This window comes from Streptomyces sp. NPDC033131 (genome assembly GCF_055578365.1).
On sequence record NZ_JBVIPA010000030.1, the window covers coordinates 98,090 to 119,081 of the forward strand.

Sequence of the window (20,992 nt, forward strand, 5' to 3'; positions counted from 1 at the left end):
CGTGTCCTCAGTTCCAGGTCCGGGACCGCAACGGCAGCCCCGAGACGCCGGACTGGGGAGTCCGGACAGCGAGGACCTGGTTGACGCCGATGCGGTTGCGCTCGAAGGCGAGCGCGGAGGCGGCCATGTACAGCCGCCAGACCCTGGCCCGCCCGGCACCGGCGAGCCCCACGGCACGCGCCCACTCCCCCTCCAGGTTGGTGACCCAGCGGCGCAGGGTGAGGGCGTAGTGCTCGCGGATCGACTCGACGTCCCGCACCTCGAACCCGGCGCGTTCGAGCTGGGTGACGGTGGTGCCGACGGGCGCGAGTTCGCCGTCGGGGAAGACGTAGGAGTCGATGAACACGTCGGCGCTGTGCGTCGACCCCTTCCGCTCGGGCCTGCGGGCGATCTGGTGGTTGAGCAGCCGCCCCCCGGGCTTGAGCAGCCGGTGCAGGACGGCGGCGTACTCCAGGTACCGCTCGGCACCCACGTGCTCGGCCATCCCGATGGAGGAGATCGCGTCGTACGGTCCGTCGGTCACGTCCCGGTAGTCCTGCACGCGGATCTCGACCCGGTCGGTGAGCCCCTCGTCGGCGACGCGCTTACGGGCGTACGCGGCCTGCTCCTGGGAGAGCGTGATGCCGACGACGCTCACGCCGTGCTCGCGGGCCGCGTGGATGGCCATCGAACCCCAGCCGCAGCCGACGTCCAGGAGGCGCAGGCCGGGTGCCAGGTCGAGTTTGCGGGAGATGAGTTCGAGCTTGTCGCGCTGGGCGTTTTCGAGGGTGCCGCCGTCGGCCTCGGGGGCCGGCCAGTAGGCGCAGGAGTACACCATGCTGGGGCCCAGGACGATCTCGTAGAAGTCGTTGCCGACGTCGTAGTGGTGGCTGATGGCGCGCTTGTCGGTGCGCTTGGTGTGCAGGCGGCGGCGGGGTCTGCGGACCTCCTCGCGGGGCGGGGCGGGCGGCAGCGGAGGGCCCGCGAGGGCGACGAGTCCGCGTACGGCGGCCCGCACCTCGGGGTCGCGCAGGGCCTGGCCGGCCCCGCGGGCGTCCTCGTCACGCTCCCAGACGAGGCCCGAGATCAGGCCGAGGGCGGTGTAGAGGTCCCCTTCGACGTCCAGGTCCCCGGCGACCCAGGCACGGGCGAGGCCCAGTTCACCCGGCTTCCACAGCAGCCGGCGCACGGCCCGGCGATTGCGCACGACGAGTGTCGGCGCGCCCGGCGGCCCCGCCTGCGAACCGTCCCAGGCGCGGATGCGCAAGGGGAGCGGTGCACCCAGCAACTGTTCGACGAGACTTTTCAGCCGCAGCGCGGCGTCTGCCATGGCGTACACCTCCGTGACGAGGGACCCGAAATGTCCAACACCACGTAAACACCTGCGGGGCCGGGCCGCAGTCCCTCGTTCGCGTTACGGCTGGGCAAAAACGTGTGCACGCCACATGGATTTCCGGCCGTCGGGGCACCGCCCGCCCGGGGGCGGAGTGCGGCCGGGAACGCCGAAGGGGCCGCCCGCACCACGGATGGCGGGCGGCCCCTTCGGGGCGTTCGGGTGACCGGAGGTCAGGAGGCCTTGGCCTGCTCCGCCTTCGGCTTGTCCTCGGCCTTGGACCTGCCCTCGGCCTTGCTCGCGGCGGCGACCGGCGCCGGCTTGGCGGCCTCGTAGAACTCCTCGCGGGGAGTCTCCAGGGCACCGAGGGCGACGACCTCGCGCTTGAGGAACATGGCGAGCGTCCAGTCCGCGAAGACGCGGATCTTGCGGTTCCAGGTCGGCATGGCCAGACCGTGGTAGCCACGGTGCATGTACCAGGCGAGACGGCCCTTGAGCTTGATCTTCATCTTGCCCATGACGATCATCGCGACGCCCTTGTGGAGGCCCAGACCCGCGACCGCACCCTTGTTGGAGTGCGCGTAGTCCTTCTGCGGGAAGCCACGCATACCGGAGATCACGTTGTCACCGAGGACGCGCGCCTGCCGGAGGGCGTGCTGCGCGTTCGGGGGGCACCAGGCGTTCTCGTTGCCGGCCTTGCGGGCGGCGATGTCCGGAACCTGGGCGTTGTCGCCCGCGGCCCAGATGTAGTCCGTGCCCTTGACCTGGAGCGTCGGCTCGCAGTCGACGTGACCGCGGGGGCCGAGCGGAAGGCCGTAGCGCGTGAGGGCGGGGTTCGGCTTGACGCCGGCCGTCCACACGATGGTGTTGGAGTCGACCTCCAGGCCGTTCTTCAGCACCACGTGGCCGTCGACGCAGGAGTCCATGGAGGTGGAGAGGTAGACCTCGACCCCACGGCCCTCCAGGTGCTCCTTGCCGTACTGGCCGAGCTTGGGGCCGACCTCCGGCAGGATCTTGTCGGCGGCGTCGACGAGGACGAACCGCATGTCCTCGCGGGAGACGTTGTTGTAGTACTTGGCCGCGTCGCGGGCCATGTCCTCGACCTCGCCGATGGTCTCCGCACCCGCGAAGCCACCGCCGATGAAGACGAAGGTGAGCGCCTTGCGGCGGATCTCCTCGTCGTTCGTGGAGTCGGCCTTGTCGAGCTGCTCGAGGACGTGGTTGCGCAGACCGATGGCCTCCTCGATGCCCTTCATACCGATGCCCTGCTCGGCGAGGCCGGGGATCGGGAAGGTACGGGAGACCGCGCCGAGCGCGATGACCAGGTAGTCGAAGGGCAGCTCGTACGCCTCGCCGACCAGCGGGGAGATCGTGGCGACCTTGCGGTCCTGATCGATGGTGGTGACCCGACCGGTGAGGACCTCCGCCTTGGGCAGCACGCGTCGCAGCGGGACGACGACGTGGCGCGGGGAGATGCTGCCGGCGGCGGTTTCGGGGAGGAAGGGCTGGTAGGTCATGTACGACCGGGGGTCGACGACCGTGACGGTCGCCTCGCCGTAGCGCATCTTCTTCATGATGCGCCGAGCTGCGTACAGGCCTACGTACCCACCGCCTACTACGAGGATCCTGGGACGCTCCGTGGTGCTCATGCCATCGAGTATCCACCCGTCTCAGAGGGGTCGCTCGTGCGCCCCTTCACAAGCTTCCCGGCCGTGTGTGCTATCCTCCGCCGCTCGCGTGATCCACGTCATGGCGCGGAGTGGGAACCAGCGTGTAGGGCGTGGCGTTGTCAATGCCGCGTGAGCTGCTTCTCTGGCCACGAACCGGCTCCGCGGGACCCCCGCGACGCACCCCTCCAGTACCTCCGCCGCAGGCCCCCGCCGGCCCCTTTTGAACACGTTCACCTGGGCATTGGGGCCCCGGAAGGGTCAACGGGGACACCTTCGTCCCTCAGGAGGGCCGAATTCCTTGTGAAGAACTTCACGAACTTTCTCGGCCGGGTGGCACCGGGTGCCCCACGCAGGCCCCTCGGGCATGCTCAAACGGGCATCCGAGCTGCTCAGCAGAGTGCCACCGAGCAGGGACGACCGACGCTCGGCGCGTCTCCTTCGCGTGCGTCGAGGCGATGCTCAGTGCGCGTCGAGCAGATGCGCGGAGGCGAGTCGCAGCACTTCCCGCAGGATCGGCGGAGTGGCCCAGGGGACCACGGAGCGCAGACCCGCGACGGACCGCGCGTCCGCGTCGAGAAGCAGAGCCGCGTGCAGCTCCGCGATCAGCGCGGGGAGCAGGTGGGCGCAGCCGCCCGGGTGCTCGCTGGTCACGCCCGCGAGCACGCCCTCCTCGAAGGTCCCGTACTCGTCCGACTCGACCCACCAGGAGAAGTCCCGCAGGTGGGCGTACCTCAGCTCCGCCTCCCAGGCGGACATCGGGAGGTCTTCGAACCGGGCGATCCCCGCGCGCTGCGAGGTACGCAGCAGGCGGGCCGTGTCCGTGAGGAACTCCGACCGGTTCCGGCCCCCCGCGGCCTCGTCGAGCCTCTGGAGGAAGCCCGGCGGCAGGTCCCGGACCGGATCGGCCCGCAGATCCTCGGCGAGGAGATCGAGGAGGGCTGCCGAGGTGGCGCTCGGCATGGCCCACCGGGCGGCGGCGCAGCTGTCGAGCGTGCGGTTGACGCGGGCGATCTCGTCGGCGAACGGTGCCGTCCCGCCTCGCTCGCGGGCCGAGGCGAGGACCTCCAGGAGGCCCGCCACGATCCCGTTGTTGAAGACGGCACCCGTGTAGGTGGTCACGACGGCCGCTGCTCCTTTCCGCTTCCAGCCTCGGTCGCCGACCGCTACCCGGTCGGCATGGACGTGAGGACGACAAAGGGTGGGTCAAGACCTCTCTTGTACCGCAGGACGACGTTCGCGCCGTGCGCGTCGCTCCCCCGCGCCTGCAGTCCGTCCGCGTCGTAGGCGGTGCGGGGCACCGTGCGCCCCGTCACCTCGCTGAACGTCTTGTCCAGGGTCAGGGTCGATCTCTCGTTGGCGACCGGCTCCCGCTCCAGCCGGTCCAGCCAGCGCTCGATCCTCTCCGCGTTGGGGATGTCGTCCAGGGTCTCCTGGGTGAACCGCTGGGCGGCCGCCAGGTCCGGGTACGAGGACGCCGCCAGCGGCCGCACCGATCCGTCGGGACGGGTGATCTGCTGGTCCCTGAGCCGCTGCGCGAGCTGTTCGTCCGTCTTGCCCACGTGTTTGTCCACGCTGTGACCACCGTAGAGGCCCTCCGCGTTGGCCAGGTCGATCGGGTAGAAGTGGTTCTTCTCGTCGGCGTCCGTCGTGTACTTGTGCTGCTTCTTGAAGTCGTTGAGCGCCCGCGCCCCGAAGGCCTCGGCCCGCGCCTCCTCCGCGGCGTAGGTGGGCGCGCCGCGGTGCGCCTCGTCCAGGGCCGCCGTCAGCCCCGCGAACCTCGGCGTGAGCGCGTTGACGCGCCGGTTGTACCCCTCGACCACGGCGTTCAGGGCAGCCGTGTCGATGTTGAGGGTGATCTCCACGCTGAGTTCCGCGGCTCCCGTGGCGAGCCCCTTCAGGAAGCGGCCGACCCCCTTCGCGCCTTCCTTGACGTCGTTGAGATCGACGCCGTCACTGAGGTCGATGTCGCCGACGGCCTGCCTGACCGCCTCCATGTAGATGTCCCAGACCTTGCCGTTCAGCTCGACCGCGGCCTCGGCGAACTCGCGCAACAGGTCGCTGATCTTCATCGCGGTGTCGAACAGGACGGTCATGACCGGGTGACTGGCGGTCGGGGACGCGGAGCTGTCGTGCTTCCACTCGTACCCCGCCGTGCTCCTGCCCCAGTCCGTCGTCCCCCACAGCGAGCTGCAGAACTGCCGCATCGCGTCGTGCCACTCGCTGTTGCTCTGCAGCGTGATGCTGCTGACGAGCCCGGTCAGACCGCTCTCCGTGACGGACAGCGACATGGTGGTGTTCGACCATGCCTGGGACAGCGAGTTGAGGTAGTGCTGCTGCGGGTACGGGTAGACCTCGGCGACCTTGCCCCAGCGGAACGCGTGCTCCAGCAGCGGACGGATGACGTGCCACACGACGTCCGGGATGCACTCCAGGAGCGAGCGGATGAAGTCGTCACCGCCGTCGTCGTCGCCCCACTTCAGGTCCGGCACCGAGCCGTAGTCGGGCACCTTGTCGATGACGACGGGCGGCGGCTGTGTCCGGGCGACGGTCTGCCCCGAGGCGTCGTTGGCCGCCTCCGCCTTGGCGTAGGTGTTGGCCGTCGTCGCGAAGCCGACCGCGGCGCCTCCGACACTGACCACGGACTTGGCCCACACCTCGAGGAACCGGCTGCCCGCCTTGACGTACGCGGTCGCGAACGCCTGGGCCGCCGTGCCGTGTCCGCCGGCGTCCGGGTACTCCTTGAGAGCGGTGACGAGGTCCTTGGCCGCCTTGTCGAACGGGGTCTGCTGACCCGCGAAGCCGCCCGCCACCTGATGCAGGTTGGACGGCTTGACGTCGATGGTGCCGCCGCCGGACGGCGGCGACGGGGTTCCCATCAGGCCGCTCCCCAGCCGCGCAGCACCGCTCGGTGCGCGGCCGAGTAGTTGGTGTGGCCGGTGGTGACGACCTCGTGCAGCCACTTCTGCGCCGCCTGGAGGTCCTGCGCGGAACGATCCCACTCCTCGAGCTTGTCGACGAATGTCTCGCGGGTCTCGCCGCTCCAGGACAGCACGACCGGCGCCACCCGGTCATAGAGGTCGTCGAGCCTGCCGTTGAGCTGCTTGAGGATGTCCTCCAGATCGCCCGCCAGAAGCTGAAGGCCGGCGAACTGGACGGTTATGTGGTCGTCACCGGCACCGGTTGCCATGCGTCCCCCGTCACCCTGGTTGTCCGTGACCCCATGATTCGCACATGTGAGCCTAGCTCAAGGGGAGTTGAGGGTCAGGCGAGGGACCAGGCGATGCCGTCGAGGATGTCGTGCTCGCTCACGACGACCTCCCGCGCGCCGATCCGCTCCATGATCGAGAGCAGGACGAGGGCGCCCGCCCCGATGACGTCGACGCGCCCCGGATGCATGGAGGGGACCGCCGCGCGCTCGGCGTGGGTGGAGGCGAGCAGCCACTCGGTGATCTCCCGGACCCGGTCGTGGGTGACGCGGGAGTGGTGGATGGCGGTGGAGTCGTACGCGGGGAGGTTCTGGGCGATCGCCGAGACCGTCGTCACCGAGCCGGCCAGGCCGACCAGTGTGTGCGCCTCCCGCAGCGGGACCGTCTGCTCGGCCAGGTCGAGGGCCGCCTCGATGTCGGCCCGCATCGCCGCGATCTGCCCCTTCGAGGGCGGGTCGCTCACCACCCCGTCCCGCACCAGGTGCCGCTCGGTCATCCGGACGCAGCCCACGTCGACGGAGCGCGCCGCGCGCACGTGGTCGTCGCCGACGACGAACTCGGTCGAGCCGCCGCCGATGTCCACGACGAGGTAGGGCTTGGCGTGGTCGTCGCGGCCGGTCAGTTCCCTGGTGGCGCCGGTGAAGGAGAACTCCGCCTCCTGGTCGCCGGTGATGACCTCCGGCTCGACACCGAGGATGTCCAGCACCCCGCGCACGAACTCCTCCCGGTTCTCCGCGTCCCGGGAGGCGGAGGTCGCGACGAAACGCAGCCGCTCCGCACCGTGCTCCTTGATGATCGCCGCGTACTCGCGGCAGGCGGCGAAGGTCCGCTCCAGGGCCTCGGGGGCGAGCCGGCCGGTACGGTCGACGCCCTGGCCGAGGCGGACGATCGTCATACGGCGGTCCAGGTCGACCAGGGTGCCGGTCGCGCCCGCGCCGGAGGCGTCATCGGACTCAGTGGCGTCGGCGACGAGGAGCCGGATGGAGTTCGTGCCGCAGTCGACGGCGGCGACCCGGGTCACTTGGCCTCCTCCTGAACCTGAGCGTCCTGAACGTCACGAGCGTCCTGGCCGCCCTGGCCGCCCTGGATGGACGTCACGCACGTCCCCTTGCGCCACCACTCCGGCAGCATCTCCAGCGCCTCGTCGCCCAGCGGGTTGACCCCGGGGCCGGCTGCCAGGGAGTGGGCGACCAGGACGTGCAGGCACTTCACGCGGTCCGGCATGCCGCCCGCGCTCGGGAAGCCCTTCAGCTCCTCGATCTCGTCACGGCGCCGGACGTAGTCCTCGTGCGCGGCACGGTAGGCGGCGGCGAGTTCCTTGTCGGTCTCCAGCCGCTCGGTCATCTCCTTCATCACGCCGTTCGCCTCCAGGGTGCCGATGGCGGAGTTCGCCTTCGGGCACGTCAGGTAGTACAGCGTCGGGAAGGGGGTGCCGTCGGGGAGACGGGGGGCCGTCTCGACCACGTCCGGCTGGCCGCACGGACAGCGGTGCGCGATCGCGCGCAGACCGCGCGGCGGACGCCCGAGCTGCTGTTTGAAGGCCTCGACGTCCGCGTCGGTGGGCTCGGTGCGCGGGGTGGTCGGCGGGGGCGTTTGCATGCCTGTCTTTCCATCGGTCGGTTCACTGGTCGGAGGCGTCGGACTTGTCGACGCCGTCCCAGACGTTCGCGTACCAGGGGCGGTCGGCCGCGCCGAGGTCGGCGCGCGACTGCCGGGCCGCGTTCGGGTCGATGACGATGTAACCAGTCTCGCCCGGCATGACGTAGTGCAGCCGCTGCCGGATCTGCTGCTCCGCGTACGCGTCGTCCTGCCAGCGCGCCTTGAGGTCGCGCAGCTGCTCGACCCGCTGCCGCGCCTGCTCCTGCTGGCGCCGCACGTCGGCGATCTCGGCGCGCTGGGAGACGTACTGCCTTATGGGATAGGCGAGCGCCACGATCAGCGTGCACAGCACCATGGCGAGCAGCGCGGCCCGGCCGGTGAGCCGGGAGCGGCGGGCCTGCCGTTTGGTCTGGGAGCGGTAGACACGGGCCGCGGTCTGCTCACCGAGCAGCTTGATCCTGGTCGCGGTGGAGAAACGGTCCCGGTCCTTCACGGCCATGTCCCCCGCCTCCCGTCTCACACGTACGTACGTCCCCGGACACGGTACGGGACCGGGTACGGGGACGTACGTACGACTGGCTGGGCCTTGACCCCGCTTGGGTCAGGCCTTGCCGTGCTCAGCAGGTGCGGAGCGCTGTGGCCACTGGTCAGGCGGTACGAAACCGCGGGAACGCGCTGCGGCCGGCGTACACCGCGGCGTCGTCGAGGATCTCCTCGATGCGCAGCAGCTGGTTGTACTTGGCGACACGCTCGGAGCGGGCCGGGGCGCCGGTCTTGATCTGACCGCAGTTGGTGGCGACGGCGAGGTCGGCGATGGTGACGTCCTCGGTCTCGCCGGAGCGGTGGGACATCATGCACTTGAAGCCGCTGCGCTGGGCCAGCTCGACGGCGTCCAGGGTCTCGGTCAGCGAACCGATCTGGTTGACCTTGACGAGCAGGGCGTTGGCGGCGCCCTCGTCGATGCCGCGGGCCAGGCGCTCCGGGTTGGTGACGAACAGGTCGTCGCCGACGATCTGCACCTTGTCGCCGAGCTTGTCCGTGAGGACCTTCCAGCCGGCCCAGTCGTCCTCGAACAGCGGGTCCTCGATGGAGACGAGCGGGTAGGCCGCGACGAGCTCCTCGTAGTACTCCGTCATCTCGGCGGCGGAACGGTCCTTGCCCTCGAAGGAGTAGACGCCGTCCTTGTAGAACTCGGAGGCGGCGACGTCCAGGGCCAGGGCGATCTGCTCGCCGGGGGTGTAACCGGCTTCCTTGACGGCCTCGAGGATGAGGTCGAGGGCCTCGCGGTTGGAGCCGAGGTTCGGGGCGAAGCCGCCCTCGTCGCCGAGGCCGGTGGACAGGCCCTTGGCCTTCAGCACCTTCTTGAGGGTGTGGTAGACCTCGGTGCCCCAGCGCAGCGACTCGGAGAAGGACTCCGCGCCGATCGGGGCGATCATGAACTCCTGGATGTCCACGTTGGAGTCGGCGTGCGAGCCGCCGTTCAGGATGTTCATCATCGGAACGGGCAGCAGGTGCGCGTTCGGACCGCCCAGGTAGCGGAAGAGGGGGAGGTCGCTGGCCTCGGAGGCGGCGTGGGCGACGGCGAGGGAGACGCCGAGGATGGCGTTGGCGCCGAGCGAGCCCTTGTTGTCGGTGGCGTCCAGGTCGAACATCGCCTGGTCGATCAGGCGCTGCTCGGTGGCGTCGTAGCCGACGAGCTCCGGGCCGATCTGCTCGATGACGGCGAGGACGGCCTTCTCGACACCCTTGCCGTGGTAGCGGTTCGGGTCACCGTCGCGGAGCTCGATGGCCTCGAAGGCACCCGTGGAGGCGCCGGACGGAACGGCGGCACGACCCGTGCTGCCGTCGTCGAGGCCGACCTCGACCTCGACCGTGGGGTTGCCTCGGGAGTCCAGGATTTCCCGGGCTACGACGACGTCGATGGACGGCACGAGCATCTCCTTCTTCAATGTGACGCGGGCTGGCAGGACCGCGGTGGGCACTGCGAGACGAGCCTAACCGGCTCCGGGCGATCGGCCAGCCCGTCGACCACCCGATGGACAGAACCGAGAGTAAATTGTTTCCGAACGGAACAAAGAGTCCGGTGCAACGTGTGCGGAAACCCGCACGAAACCCCGCATGAAACCCCGCATGAGATCCGCACCGGCACCCATGGACCCGCACGGACCCCGCCTGAACCCCGCATGAAAGAGCCCCGCCCCGGTGCGTACGGGGGAAGACGCACCGGAGCGGGGAGCCCGTGGGGACGGGGGTGGCCCTCACGTGCCTCCACTGTGGAGGCCACGCCTGGGAGGGCCCTGTGGTTCGACTACGAGCCGCGTGTCACTTCAGGTGCAGCTGCTGGCCCGGGTAGATGAGGTTGGCGTCCTCGACGATGTCCTTGTTCAGCTCGAACAGCTTCGCCCAGCCGCCCTTGACGTCGTTCTCCTCGGCGATCGAGCTGAGGGTGTCGCCCTTGGCGACCTTGTACTCGCCGTCACCCTTCTTGACCTTCTTGCCGGTCGGGGTGGTGACGGTCTTCTTCGCGGCCGGACGGTCCGCGGAACGGGACGCCTGCTGCTCCGAGGAACGGGTCGAGGTCTCCGAGGAGTCGCTGCTCGAGCCGCTGGAGCTGTTCGACGTGGTGTCGGTGCTGCCGTTGTAGGCGGAGCTCGACAGGTTCACGCCGCAGTGCGGCCAGGCGCCCTTGCCCTGGGAGGCGAGGACCTTCTCGGCGACGGCGATCTGCTGGGACTTGGAGGCCTGGTTGGCCTGCGCGGCGTACTGCGTGCCGCCGTACGCGGCCCAGGTGGAGGCGGAGAACTGCAGACCGCCGTAGTAGCCGTTGCCGGTGTTGATGGACCAGTTGCCGCCGGACTCGCACTGGGCGACGGTGTCCCACTCGGAGGCCGTGGCGGCGGAGGCGCTGCCGGCCGCCATCAGCGGGGCGGCGACGGCGGCGCCGGTGACACCGGCGATGGCGATGGCACGAGTGGCCTTGGACGGGCGGCGGTGCTTGCCCTTGCTGGAAAACAGCATGGTGGATCCCCTCACCGACGCCTGCGAGGTGAGCTGTCGGGTTCGGGCCGGTTGAGTTGCCCGGCCGTGCTGCGCACTGTTCGTGCGCGGCACGGCTTCACCCCAAGCCGGACCCAGCTCAACTGCTGGTCCCGGCACTTACCTTGGGTCCCCCGCTCCTGCCTACGGCGCTTGACGCGACGACTGTTCCCGTACGGCCGCTGGCAGGATTCGGCGTTGCGGCAGCCGGGGCTCGTGTTGGCGAGCGGTCACGACGGTAGACACGCGATCCGCGGAATTTCAAAGACGATCAAGGCTTCTGAGAGTCATCCCACACTTTCGCCAAAACGGACATTCAGCGCGAAGTGTGACGTGAACTCCCGTTAGTTTTCGCCCGATTCGACACCGAGAGAGAGGGTCTGACCGGGCACGATGACGCTCGGGTCGACGCCGATCGCCTGCTTGTTCTCGGCGTAGAGCTCACGCCACCCGCCCTGGAGACCAAGGGAGTCGGCGATGGACGCGAGGGTGTCTCCGACGCGGACGGTGTACGAGTCGGCGCGAACGGCGTGACGGCCCGTCGAGGTGCCGCTGCCGGCCTCGTCGGCGCCGCTGTCGGCGGCGGCCTCGTCGGCACTGCCGCCGCGGTGCCGGCCGGCACTGAGGGAGCCGGTGTCCACGAGGGCCGAAGAGCCGCCCTCCTGCCAGGACTTGTCCGAGTCGTCCAGCTTCGTCTCGCCCGTGGAGGAGCTGTCGGAACCCTGTGAGTTCTGCGCGTCGCCGGGACCCGAGCCCGCATCGGACGACGAGTCGGATCTGTCTGTTTTGCCGGTCTTGCCGGAACCGTCCGACCGGGCGCCGGAGCTGGACGGGGTGGGCGACGCCGACACGTCCGAGGGCGCGCCCGCCGACGAGTCCGCCGAAGATTCGGACGAGTCCGACAAGCCGGGCGAGTCGGGTGATTCGCTACTGTCCGACGTCGCGCCGTCCGCCACGCCCGTGTCGACGTCGGCCGCCGCGGAGTCCTTGCTGAGCCCGTTGAGCAGTCCGCAGGTGGACCAGTAGCCGACGCCCTTGTCCGCGAGAATCTTCTCGGCGACCGCTATCTGCTGGTTGCGGCTGGCCTGGTCGGCACGCGAGGCGAAGTCGAGACCGCCGTACCGCTCCCAGTCCTCCTGGGCGATGTGGAGCCCGCCGAAGTACCCGTCGCCGTCGTTCTCGCTCCAGGACCCACCCGTCTCGCAGTTCGCCACCTGGTCCCACGTGGTGCCGGTCGCCGCGCTCGCACCGGTGGCGCCGAGAAGCGGGATCGCGATGGCGGAGCCCGTCACTCCGGCCGCCACGAGAATGGCCGGAGCCTGGCGGGGGCGACGATGACGGCCGTTCCCGGAGAGCATGCGGAAACCTTTCACGAGACAACGGTGATCAACGCGGCGGGTGAGGCTCGGTGCCGCATTGATCCGTGAACGTATAGGCAGTCGAACACTTGTCACAAGTTAATGCCGCGTAGATCACGTGAAAGTCACAGAGTTGAGGGCGCGTCACCTTTACGCAGGTGAGAGGAGTCAGGCACGCGGCGTGAACGTGACGGGCAACGTCCTCAGCCCGCGCATGATGAGACCGCCCCGCCACCGCAAATCAGCCGGTTCCACCTCGAGTTGCAAGTCCGGAAGACGCGTCAGGAGCGTCGCGAGGGCGGTCTGGCCCTCCAGGCGGGCGAGGGGCGCGCCCAGGCAGTAGTGGATGCCGTGGCCGTATCCGAGGTGCTGGTTGTCACGGCGGGACAGGTCGAGGGTGTCCGGATCGGCGAACCGCTCCGGATCCCGGTCCGCGGCGGCGAGTACGACGAGAACGGGGTCGCCGGCCGTGATGTCCTGCCCACCGACCTTGAGCGGCTGGGTCGCGAACCGCCACGTGGCGAGCTCGACGGGGCCGTCGTAGCGGAGCAGTTCCTCCACCCCGGTCTCCAGCAGACCCCGTTCACCGGCGGCGAGGGACTTCTGGAGCCGGTCTCGCTGCTCGGGGTGGGTGAGGAGGGCGTACGTGCCGTTGCCTATGAGGTTGACAGTGGTCTCGAACCCGGCGAACAGAAGGATGAAGGCCATGGCCGCGGCCTCGTTCTCCGAAAGGTGCTCGCCGTGGTCGGAGGCGCGGATGAGGCCGGAGATGAGGTCCTCGCCGGGGGCTGCGGTCTCCGGGAGCGCCTCCCGCTTGCGGTGGATGAGCTCGGCGAGATAGCCCCGCATCTTCTTCACCGACCGCGCCACACCGCCCCTAGGCCCTCCGCCGTGACGGATCATCATTCCCGCCCAGTCCCGGAAGTCGTCCTGGTCCTCGCGGGGGACGCCGAGCAGGTCGCAGATCGCGTAGATGGGCAGGGGGAAGGCGAACTCGTGGATGAGGTCGGCGCTGCCCTTCTCGGCGAACTGGTCGATGAGGTGGTCGGTGAGTTCCTGAACCCGGTCGGCGAACTCGGCGACGCGTCTGGGGGTGAACGCCTTGGAGACGAGCCGACGGAGCCTCGTGTGGTCCGGCGGGTCGATGTTGAGCAGATGGGTCATCAGCTCGGCCTTGCGCTCACCGGGGATGCCGGTCTTGCCCTTGGCGTGGGCGGGCTCGTCGTGATGCGCCGGATTCTTCGACAGACGCGGGTCGGCGAGGGCCTGCTTGGCGTCCACGTACCGGGTGACCAGCCAGGCCTCCACGCCGCTGGGGAGTCTGGTTCTGTGCACGGGGGCGTTCTCACGCAGCCATGCGTAGGCGGGGTAGGGATCCGTCGCGAACTCCCAGGTGAAGAGTTCCGGGGCAGAGTCCGAGGGGGCGGGCTGGTCGGTCACTCCTTGACGGTATCCGGAGAGACGGCGGGGGGACGCCGGAGAGACGGCGGGGGACGCCGGGGGGAGGGTTGGGCTTGGGGGCCGGGCAGCGCTTCGGGAGGCCGGTGGGGTGGGCGGAGGGGCCTTGTGCGTTTGTTCCTTGCCTTCCTCTGCTTCCTGGGCTGCCGTGGCTGCCCCGGCCGCCCCGGCCGCCTGCTTTCGCGGCAGCAGCCCCGTGGGCCGGTACGAATCCCGAGGAGGCGTCGGGGCTAGTCGCCGAGCCCTTCAGCAGCCCGAACCGCGTCCCGGTACGCCCGTGCGGCGACGCGCAGTGCCGCCTCCGGGTCCACGCCCTCCGCCTCCGCCCGCACCGCCAGGGCGAGCAGGTCGTAGCCGATGCCCTCGGTCGGGGGCAGCGGGACTTCCAGACCGGCCGTGCGCACTCTCGACGCCAGCTTCGCCGCAAGGGCGAGGCCGGGCTGGCCGAGGGGGACACCGTCCGTCACCGACTCCCGCTGCTTCTCTATCGCCTTGGTGCGCAGCCAGTGCTCCTTGACCTCCTCGGGGGTCGTGGCCGTCTCGTCGCCGAAGACGTGCGGGTGGCGGTGGATGAGCTTGGTGACGATGCCGCCGGCGACATCGTCGACGGAGAAGGGGGCGTCGGGGTCCTCCTCCGCGATACGGGAGTGGAAGACGACCTGGAGCAGGACGTCGCCCAGTTCCTCGCGCAGTTCGTCGCGGTCGCCCTCCTCGATGGCCTCGACGAGTTCGTACGCCTCCTCGATGCCGTACTTCGCCAGGCCCTTGTGGGTCTGCTGGGACGACCAGGGGCACTCGGCGCGGATGCGGTCCATGACCTGGACGAGGTCGAGGAGGCGGGCGCCCGGCAGGTCGTAGGAGGCCGGGAGCAACTCCAGGTCGGGCATGTGGACGCGGCCGGAGCCCGCGAGGCGTGCCAGGCCGTCCGTGAGGGCCGGCTCCCCCTCACCGGTGGCGACCACGACCACCGTCCGCCCTCCGGCGCAGGCGTCGACCAGTTCCTCGGCGGTCGGCGACGCCTGGTCGACCGCTATGCCCGCCTCGCGCAGGTAGGGCAGCTGCGGGTGCGCGCCGTCCGCGCACAGCACCCGGTCGGCGGCGTGCAGTGCCTGCCAGGCGGGCCAGGACAGCAGGCCGGGCGCGACGCGGTGGCTGGTGGTGAGGAGGACGATGCGGCCGGTGGCGGCTTCGGGGCTGGTTGCGTTCACGATTCGAAGCTAACGCACGCCGCCGACGAGGCGATCAGTTATCCACAGGGCGGAGAGGTGCAGTGCGATCGTATGAATGATCCCCGCCCTGCGGCTATGCCGTCTGTGTCGACGTGACCTCGCGCAGCCACGGTGTCTTCGTGTCGACGCGGCTGCTCTTGTTGACGTCCCAGGCGCCGTAGCGCGGGTTGAGGTCGACGTTCAGTTTCCTGGACGCCTTGGCCAGGGCGTTCCAGAAGGCCGGATCGCCGGTGTTCGTGCCGAGCTGGGTGGCGAGCTTCTGGGCCTCCAGCTGGAGGCGGAGGTTCTCGTCGAGGCGCTCGGGGGCGATGCCGTACTGCTGCAGCCAGGCAGCCTCCAGGGCCTCGGCGCCGCCGGTCTGCTGCTCCAGGCCGCTGCGCATCTGCTGGATCTCCTTGCGGCTGACGGTCACGCCCGCGTCCTCGGCGGCGCGCTGCAGCACCCGCTCCAGGACCATGTTGTGCAGGGTGTCGCGGGTGAGCGTGCCCGTCTTGGCGATGGCCTGCTCGTACTGGGCGTCGTCCGGCACCGCCGCCCGCTGCGCCGCGCGTACCTCGCTCACCCGGGTTTCCAGCTGGGAGACGGTGATCCGCTGACCGCCGACGACGGCTGCCGCGCCGGGATGCGCATCGTTTCCGCAGGCGGTGAGGAGGGGGGCCGCGACGATCGCGGCGGAGAGGAGGAGCGCGGTGCGACGGCGGCGGTGCAAGGAAGCCTCCCGAGGAGTTTGTGCGGCGGTGCACAAGGTCTTGCGGTGATCGATGGTAGGCAGTGGGCAAGCTCTGGCCAACCCATTCGACCAACGATTCACCAGGACTTCCGGCACCGCCGCGGCTTCGCGGCCCCGGCGCTCCCGCGACGGCCCACGCGAGATATCCGCGCTTCCCGGCCTGACGATGGCCGGACATCTGTGTGACCCACCCCGGTCGCACCGAACCGGCAGAACCGAACTGGCTGTACGGGACTGCCTGTACCGACTGGCAGTGCGTTCGCTGCCCGAGCGTTGGCAGCACACCCGGCCGCACTCCTAGCCGCGCACCTGTCCCAGCCACTCCAGGGTCCGGCGGATCTCCGCCGCGAGGGGGTGCCCGGGGCCGCGTAGCCGCTCCGTGTCGTGCAGCAGCCGCAGCAGCGTGTCGTGGGCGGCGGCGCGGTCGCCGAGGGCGAGGAGGAGGTGTCCGATGCGGCGGCGGACCTCGTGGGCGAGCTCGGGGTCGCCCGCCACGTACTGGTTCTCGTAGTACGGCAGCAGTGCCCGGTACTCCGCGAGCGCCGCCGCCGGTTCGCCGAGCTGCTCCAGGCACTGGGCGGCCTCGTAGCGGAAACGGAGCGACTGCGGGTCGGACTGGCCGGCCTCGGCGGCGCGTTCTTCGGCGAGGCGGCGCAGTTCGGGCAGCGCGCGCCGGTACTGGCCGTCGTCCATGAGGGTGGCCGCGTACTGCTTGCGCAGGGTGCGGACGACCGGCGAGTGCTCGCCGTGCTGTTCGGCCGCGGCGGGCAGGATCGCGCCGAGGATGTCGACGGCCTGGGTGATGCGGCCCTCGCCGAGGAGGCGCTTGACCTCGTCGACGGCCCGGGCGACGTCCGGCTTCTCGGCGGCGGGCGCCACGGGTGCGGCGGGGGCGGGCTGCGGCGCGGGCGTGCGCGCGCGGTCCGGCCACGGGGCGTGCGGGCGCAGGAAGGGTCGGGTGGGGTCGAGGGGCGCCCCTGTGGGCATCCCGCGCGCGGGCAGGAGCAGCGACAGCTCCTCGTACACGTCCTGCGCGGAGGCCGGGCGGTGCTGCGGGTCCTTGGCGAGCAGGCGCAGGACGAGCGCTTCGAGGGGCTCGGGGACTTCGGGACGGATGCGGCGCACGGGCAGCGGCGGCTCGTACAGGTGCCGGTGCAGCACACCGAGCGCCGTCGAGCCCGCGAAGGGGACGTCTCCGCTGAGCAGCTCGTGCAGGAGTACGCCGAGGGCGTACAGGTCGGTGTACGGGCCGACGGCGCCGCCCATCGCCTGCTCGGGGGCCATGTAGGCGGGCGAGCCGATGGGTGAGCCGGTGTGGGTGAGACGGGTGGTGTCGGTGTCCATGACGGAGGCGACGCCGAGGTCGAGGACGGTGACCGTGCCGTCCTGCTTCACCATCACGTTGCGCGGCTTCAGGTCGCGGTGGACGATCGGCACGGCGTGCACGGCGCTCAGCACGGCGCACAGCTGCGCGGCGACGGCGACCGCCCACTGCCACGGGTACGGGTCGTGCTCGGCGAGGTGGTCGGAGAGGTCGGCGCCGTCGACGTACTGCATGACGAGGAACAGTTCCTCGCCCTCGCTGCCCGCGTCGTGGACCGTGACCAGCCCGGGATGGTCGACCTGCGCGGTCACCCGGCACTCGCGCACGAAGCGGCGCCGCAGCTCGTCCGCCTCCTGGCCGGCCACCTTGTCGGGGCGCAACAGCTTCACCGCCACACGCCGGTCTAGCCGCTGGTCGTAGGCCGTCCAGACCTGGCCCATGCCGCCCTGCCCGATGAGGGTGGACAGTTCATAGCGGCCGCCGACGACACGTCCTGTCGCCACGCTCACCTTCCGCCCTCGTGGTTGCCGTCGTGGTGGCCGTCCTGGCGGCGCAGATAGTCACTGAGCTCGTCGAGCTCGGCGCGCACCTGGTCGATGCGGGCGGGCGCGGGGCGCTGGGGCGGCGGGGAGGTCGGCAGGGGCGGCTGCGCGGGCTGGGGCGTCTGCGGCCTCTGCACGGGCCCTGGCGTCTGCGGCACGGTCGTCGCGGTGTACGGCGACGGTCCTGGCGTCGCGTGCTGCGGGTAGCCGTACGTCTGGGCCGGTGCGGGTGGCGGTGCGCCCTGCGGTGCGTAGACGCCGTAGCGGAGCTGGTGGAAGTGGCGTACGTCCGCCGCGAGGTAGTACGCGGTCGCGGCCACGAGCGTGCCCAGGAGGAGTCCTATCCCGGTCCAGCCGCCCACGGTGTGGACCTCCTCGCCCGGCTCGGTGCCGAGCAGCACGAGCGCGAGGAAGTCGGCCACGCCCGCGGCCACGAACAGGCCCCAGTCGAGCCCCTTGCGCGTGACGATCGCCAGGCGCAGCAGCATCGTCCAGGCCAGGATGCCGATGGTGAGGACCGAGATCGCCACGAACAGCACGCGCACGAAGACCAGCCACCCCGTCGGAGGTGGCTTCCTCACCGGCTGCGTGTAGCCGTGGCCATGCATGACAGCTCCTGATGTCTGAGGCGAGCGCACCGAGGCGAGCGCACCAAGGCGGCCGGCGTCGGGCAACGCCGGTCGCACGATTGTGGCTTCGAGCGTATAGGCCGACACGGACAAGCGGTCCTGGGTTGTACCGAACCGTTGTCATGCTGATCACTCCGGCTCAGCCGGGGGCGACCGTCCCGTCCGTCAGGCCGTCGTACATCCCGCGCACCAGCTGCTCCCCGAGCCGGCCCGCGCGGCGGATCGCCCCCTCGAATTCGTCGAGGGCTCGGAAGCGCGCTCCGTAGCGCCGCTGCTCGTCCAGCGGCAGCCGGGGCAGCTGGAGGCGGCGCACGTCGAGGCGCGTGGCGGTGGACGCGTAGCTGCTGGCCTGGCGGTTGTTGGCGGTGCCGCGCAGGAAGCCGGCCAGGAACCACGGGTCGAGCGCCGCGGGATCGGGGCGCAGGAGTACGAGGTTGCGCCCCAGGGCGGCGCCGGCCGTGGCGCCGTCGATCACGCGCGTCACCGAGCCGCCGCCGAGCACCGGCACCACGACGTCGCCCGCCTCCATGAGGACGGCCTCCTCGTCGCTCTCGGGAAGCGTCCCGGAGGGTGCCGTCCCGGCGAGGACGTCATGGTCGGTGAGAACGCGCACGCGCGCGGGGCCGCCGTTTCCGCCGGTCCGCATCACCAGCGCGCCCCCGCGCGCGAGTTCGCCGACGGTGGTGAGCGGCCAGCGCGCGGGCTGTGCGGGGGTCGCGGGGGGCGGGGTGAGGTCGGCGGTCAGGCGCAGGGTTTCGCCCAGGCGCTCGCGCACCGCGCTGAGCGCCTCGGCGCCGTCGGCCGCCGCCGGGGGCGGCAGGTGGCGGGCCGGGGAGAAGTCCACGTCGTCGTCCAGGAGCTCGATGACGGGCAGGGAACGGGCCAGGCCGGGACGTTCGGTGAGGCGGCCCGCCTTGTCGAAGGCACGCCAGGCGTCGAGCAGGGCGTCGCGCACCGCCCGCCAGTCCGGCCCGCCGCGCCCCTCGGTGGCGAACTGTCCCGCGTCGGCGAGCAGCACCTCGGGCTGCGCGGGCGCCTTCACGGGCCGGCGCAGCACCCACAGGTGGAGCGGGATGTTGTACGGCGGTGCCGAACCGACCGGCAGCGCGAGGACGGCCCGCAGCGCACCGCGGCGCAGCAGGTCGGCGCGGATACGGCGGCCGGAGCGACGGGAGGCCGCGGCGGGCGGCATGAGGAGGACGGCGGTGCCGCCGTCCTTGAGGCGGGCGAGCGCGTGCTGCACCCAGGCCAGCTCGGACTCGTTGCGCGCCGGGAAGCCGTACTCCCAGCGCGGGTCGTAGGCGAGCTCGTCGTGACCCCAGTTGCGCTCGTTGAACGGCGGATGGCACAGGACGGCGTCGGCCTGCAGTCCCGGGTGGGCATCGGCGCGCAGGGTGTCGCCGGCGGCGGCGCGCACGCTCACCCGGGCGTGCAGCGCGAGCCGGAGCGCGGTCAGCGCGGCGAGGTCCGGGGCGCTGTCCTGGGCGTACAGCTCCTGGTCGGGGCGCGGGGTGACGGCGCGCAGCAGGGCGCCGGTACCGCAGGCCGGATCGAGGACGGTACGCGCGGGGCCGGCCAGGTCGGCCATGAGACCGGCGAGTTCACCGGGGGTGAGCGTGTACTGGCGCGGGTTGGCGTCGAGGTGCCGGCCGAGCAGGAACTCGAACGCCTGGCGTGCCCCCAACTCGGCGGCGAGCTCGGCGGCGCCGCGGAGGAGGGGGGCGGAGGGGAGGAGGGCCGGGCCGCTGGGGGCGTGAATGGCGGGGGTGGCGGCGTTTACGGCCCCGGCGGAGTTCATGCCTCCGGCGAAGTTCACGCCCCATTCGGAGTTCACGCCTCCGGCGAGGTTCGTGCCGCCGCCGGTGTTCACGGCCCCGGCCGTGTTGACACCCCCGCCGGTGTTCACGGCACCCGGTGAGTTCACAGCGCTGGAGTCGTGAACCGGGGTTGCCGTGTGCGGGCCACCGGGAGCCGGTGCGGCGTGAGCGGTCGCCGGGGTGTTCACAGCATCTGGGCTGTTCACGGGTTGCGGCGAGTTCACACCCGGCTGCGGGTCAACACCCCGCCCGCCAGCACCCCCAACGCCGCTGCCACCACTTCCGTCACTTCGGTCACTTCCGCCGCCGCCACCACGCCTGCCCCGCAGCGCCCCGAAGCGCGGCACGAGCACCTGCTCCAGCGCGCCGGGCAGCATCGCGGCCAGCCGTTCGTCGGAGCCGGCGCTCACCTCGAGCCAGACCGTGGGCCGGTCGTGGATCAGGAGCAGGACACAGCCGGCGTGGGTGAGTGCCGTGACCGGGCCATCGGGATGCCCTGCGAGCTGTTGCCAGACGCGTTCCCGCAGCGGGACCTCGGCGAGTTTCCCCTGGTGGCGCAGCCAGGCCTCGACCTCGGCAAGGGCGAAGGACGGGCTGGTCTCGGTGCCGCCGACCGGCTTGGGGAAGTCGGCGTGCCGACGTCGCCAGTTGCTCACGGCGGCTCGGCCCACGCCGGCGAGCCGTGCGATCCCGGCGGCGGTCACCTCTGTCGCGTTGTCCTGCACCGCCGGCTCCCCTCGTCGTCCCGCGTCGTCTTCGTTCCCACGGTCCCGCGTGTGTGGCGCCGAGCATACCGACGTACTCAAGATCTACCCATTCACGGCCGTGTACACACGACATTTTGTGAACCGTGTTGACTCGGTTCACGGACCCAGTTCTTATTGACCCCGCGAACGAGCGACAGCCGAACGGCGGCAGTCGCCGTACGGCGCACGGCGCGCACGCGGGACACAACCATGGGCTTGACTTCCTCCCCCGCCTAAAAGTGGGGGATTCCAGCGGTCGCCCGCCGGGTTTCCTGCTTCACCGACGACCGCCCCGTCCGGGAAGACTCCCGTTGAGGTCTTACACCGTCTCCACAG

At 70.8% G+C, this 20,992-nt stretch carries 17 protein-coding genes and 1 riboswitch; all 17 genes read right to left on the bottom strand.

The genetic code is table 11. From position 1 onward, the window contains the following. Positions 1–7: 7 nt before the first annotated feature. Positions 8–1,309 (bottom strand): class I SAM-dependent methyltransferase, encoded by a 1,302-nt coding sequence (locus ACZ5XS_RS31590; protein WP_468657058.1) that lies wholly within the window; start codon positions 1,307–1,309, stop codon positions 8–10. A 236-nt stretch (positions 1,310–1,545) separates the two neighbouring features. Next, positions 1,546–2,961, bottom strand: a complete 1,416-nt coding sequence (locus ACZ5XS_RS31595; RefSeq protein ID WP_468657060.1) for an NAD(P)/FAD-dependent oxidoreductase — start codon at positions 2,959–2,961, stop codon at positions 1,546–1,548. A 480-nt stretch (positions 2,962–3,441) separates the two neighbouring features. Then, entirely contained in the window at positions 3,442–4,101 is a 660-nt protein-coding gene (locus ACZ5XS_RS31600; protein ID WP_468657062.1) for a hypothetical protein, read from the bottom strand. Between the two features lie 44 nt (positions 4,102–4,145). Further along, on the bottom strand, positions 4,146–5,858 hold the full coding sequence (locus ACZ5XS_RS31605; protein WP_468657064.1) for an RNase A-like domain-containing protein: 1,713 nt from the start codon (positions 5,856–5,858) through the stop codon (positions 4,146–4,148). Next, on the bottom strand, positions 5,858–6,169 hold the full coding sequence (locus ACZ5XS_RS31610) for a WXG100 family type VII secretion target (protein WP_468657066.1): 312 nt from the start codon (positions 6,167–6,169) through the stop codon (positions 5,858–5,860). The genes ACZ5XS_RS31605 and ACZ5XS_RS31610 overlap by 1 nt, the downstream gene beginning before the upstream one ends. Before the next feature lie 74 nt (positions 6,170–6,243). After that, positions 6,244–7,209: a Ppx/GppA phosphatase family protein gene (locus ACZ5XS_RS31615; RefSeq protein WP_468657068.1), complete on the bottom strand. Its 966-nt coding sequence runs from the start codon at positions 7,207–7,209 to the stop codon at positions 6,244–6,246. Next, positions 7,206–7,787, bottom strand: coding sequence for a DUF501 domain-containing protein (locus tag ACZ5XS_RS31620; RefSeq protein ID WP_468657070.1), 582 nt, complete (start codon positions 7,785–7,787; stop codon positions 7,206–7,208). The genes ACZ5XS_RS31615 and ACZ5XS_RS31620 overlap by 4 nt, the downstream gene beginning before the upstream one ends. Before the next feature lie 22 nt (positions 7,788–7,809). Further along, positions 7,810–8,286 (bottom strand): FtsB family cell division protein, encoded by a 477-nt coding sequence (locus ACZ5XS_RS31625; RefSeq protein WP_468657071.1) that lies wholly within the window; start codon positions 8,284–8,286, stop codon positions 7,810–7,812. Between the two features lie 148 nt (positions 8,287–8,434). Then, the gene (gene eno / locus ACZ5XS_RS31630) at positions 8,435–9,718 is read right to left on the bottom strand and encodes a phosphopyruvate hydratase (protein ID WP_468657073.1); all 1,284 of its coding nucleotides are present in this window, start codon (positions 9,716–9,718) and stop codon (positions 8,435–8,437) included. Positions 9,719–10,109: 391 nt separating this feature from the next. Continuing rightward, positions 10,110–10,805 (bottom strand): transglycosylase family protein, encoded by a 696-nt coding sequence (locus ACZ5XS_RS31635; protein ID WP_468657075.1) that lies wholly within the window; start codon positions 10,803–10,805, stop codon positions 10,110–10,112. A 3-nt stretch (positions 10,806–10,808) separates the two neighbouring features. After that, positions 10,809–10,985, bottom strand: a riboswitch (cyclic di-AMP (ydaO/yuaA leader). A gap of 182 nt (positions 10,986–11,167) precedes the next feature. Continuing rightward, on the bottom strand, positions 11,168–12,181 hold the full coding sequence (locus ACZ5XS_RS31640; protein WP_468657095.1) for a LysM peptidoglycan-binding domain-containing protein: 1,014 nt from the start codon (positions 12,179–12,181) through the stop codon (positions 11,168–11,170). Between the two features lie 168 nt (positions 12,182–12,349). Next, positions 12,350–13,621: a cytochrome P450 family protein gene (locus ACZ5XS_RS31645; RefSeq protein ID WP_468657077.1), complete on the bottom strand. Its 1,272-nt coding sequence runs from the start codon at positions 13,619–13,621 to the stop codon at positions 12,350–12,352. A gap of 248 nt (positions 13,622–13,869) precedes the next feature. After that, positions 13,870–14,847, bottom strand: coding sequence for a nucleoside triphosphate pyrophosphohydrolase (locus ACZ5XS_RS31650; protein ID WP_468657079.1), 978 nt, complete (start codon positions 14,845–14,847; stop codon positions 13,870–13,872). Between the two features lie 94 nt (positions 14,848–14,941). Continuing rightward, positions 14,942–15,577 (bottom strand): SurA N-terminal domain-containing protein, encoded by a 636-nt coding sequence (locus tag ACZ5XS_RS31655; RefSeq protein WP_468657081.1) that lies wholly within the window; start codon positions 15,575–15,577, stop codon positions 14,942–14,944. Positions 15,578–15,895: 318 nt separating this feature from the next. Beyond that, a complete protein-coding gene (locus ACZ5XS_RS31660; protein WP_468657097.1) occupies positions 15,896–17,389 on the bottom strand; it encodes a protein kinase domain-containing protein in 1,494 nt (497 codons plus the stop codon). A 38-nt stretch (positions 17,390–17,427) separates the two neighbouring features. Beyond that, on the bottom strand, positions 17,428–18,045 hold the full coding sequence (locus ACZ5XS_RS31665) for a hypothetical protein (RefSeq protein ID WP_468657083.1): 618 nt from the start codon (positions 18,043–18,045) through the stop codon (positions 17,428–17,430). 187 nt (positions 18,046–18,232) lie between these two features. Continuing rightward, on the bottom strand, positions 18,233–20,635 hold the full coding sequence (locus tag ACZ5XS_RS31670) for an N-6 DNA methylase (protein WP_468657085.1): 2,403 nt from the start codon (positions 20,633–20,635) through the stop codon (positions 18,233–18,235). Positions 20,636–20,992 lie beyond the last annotated feature (357 nt).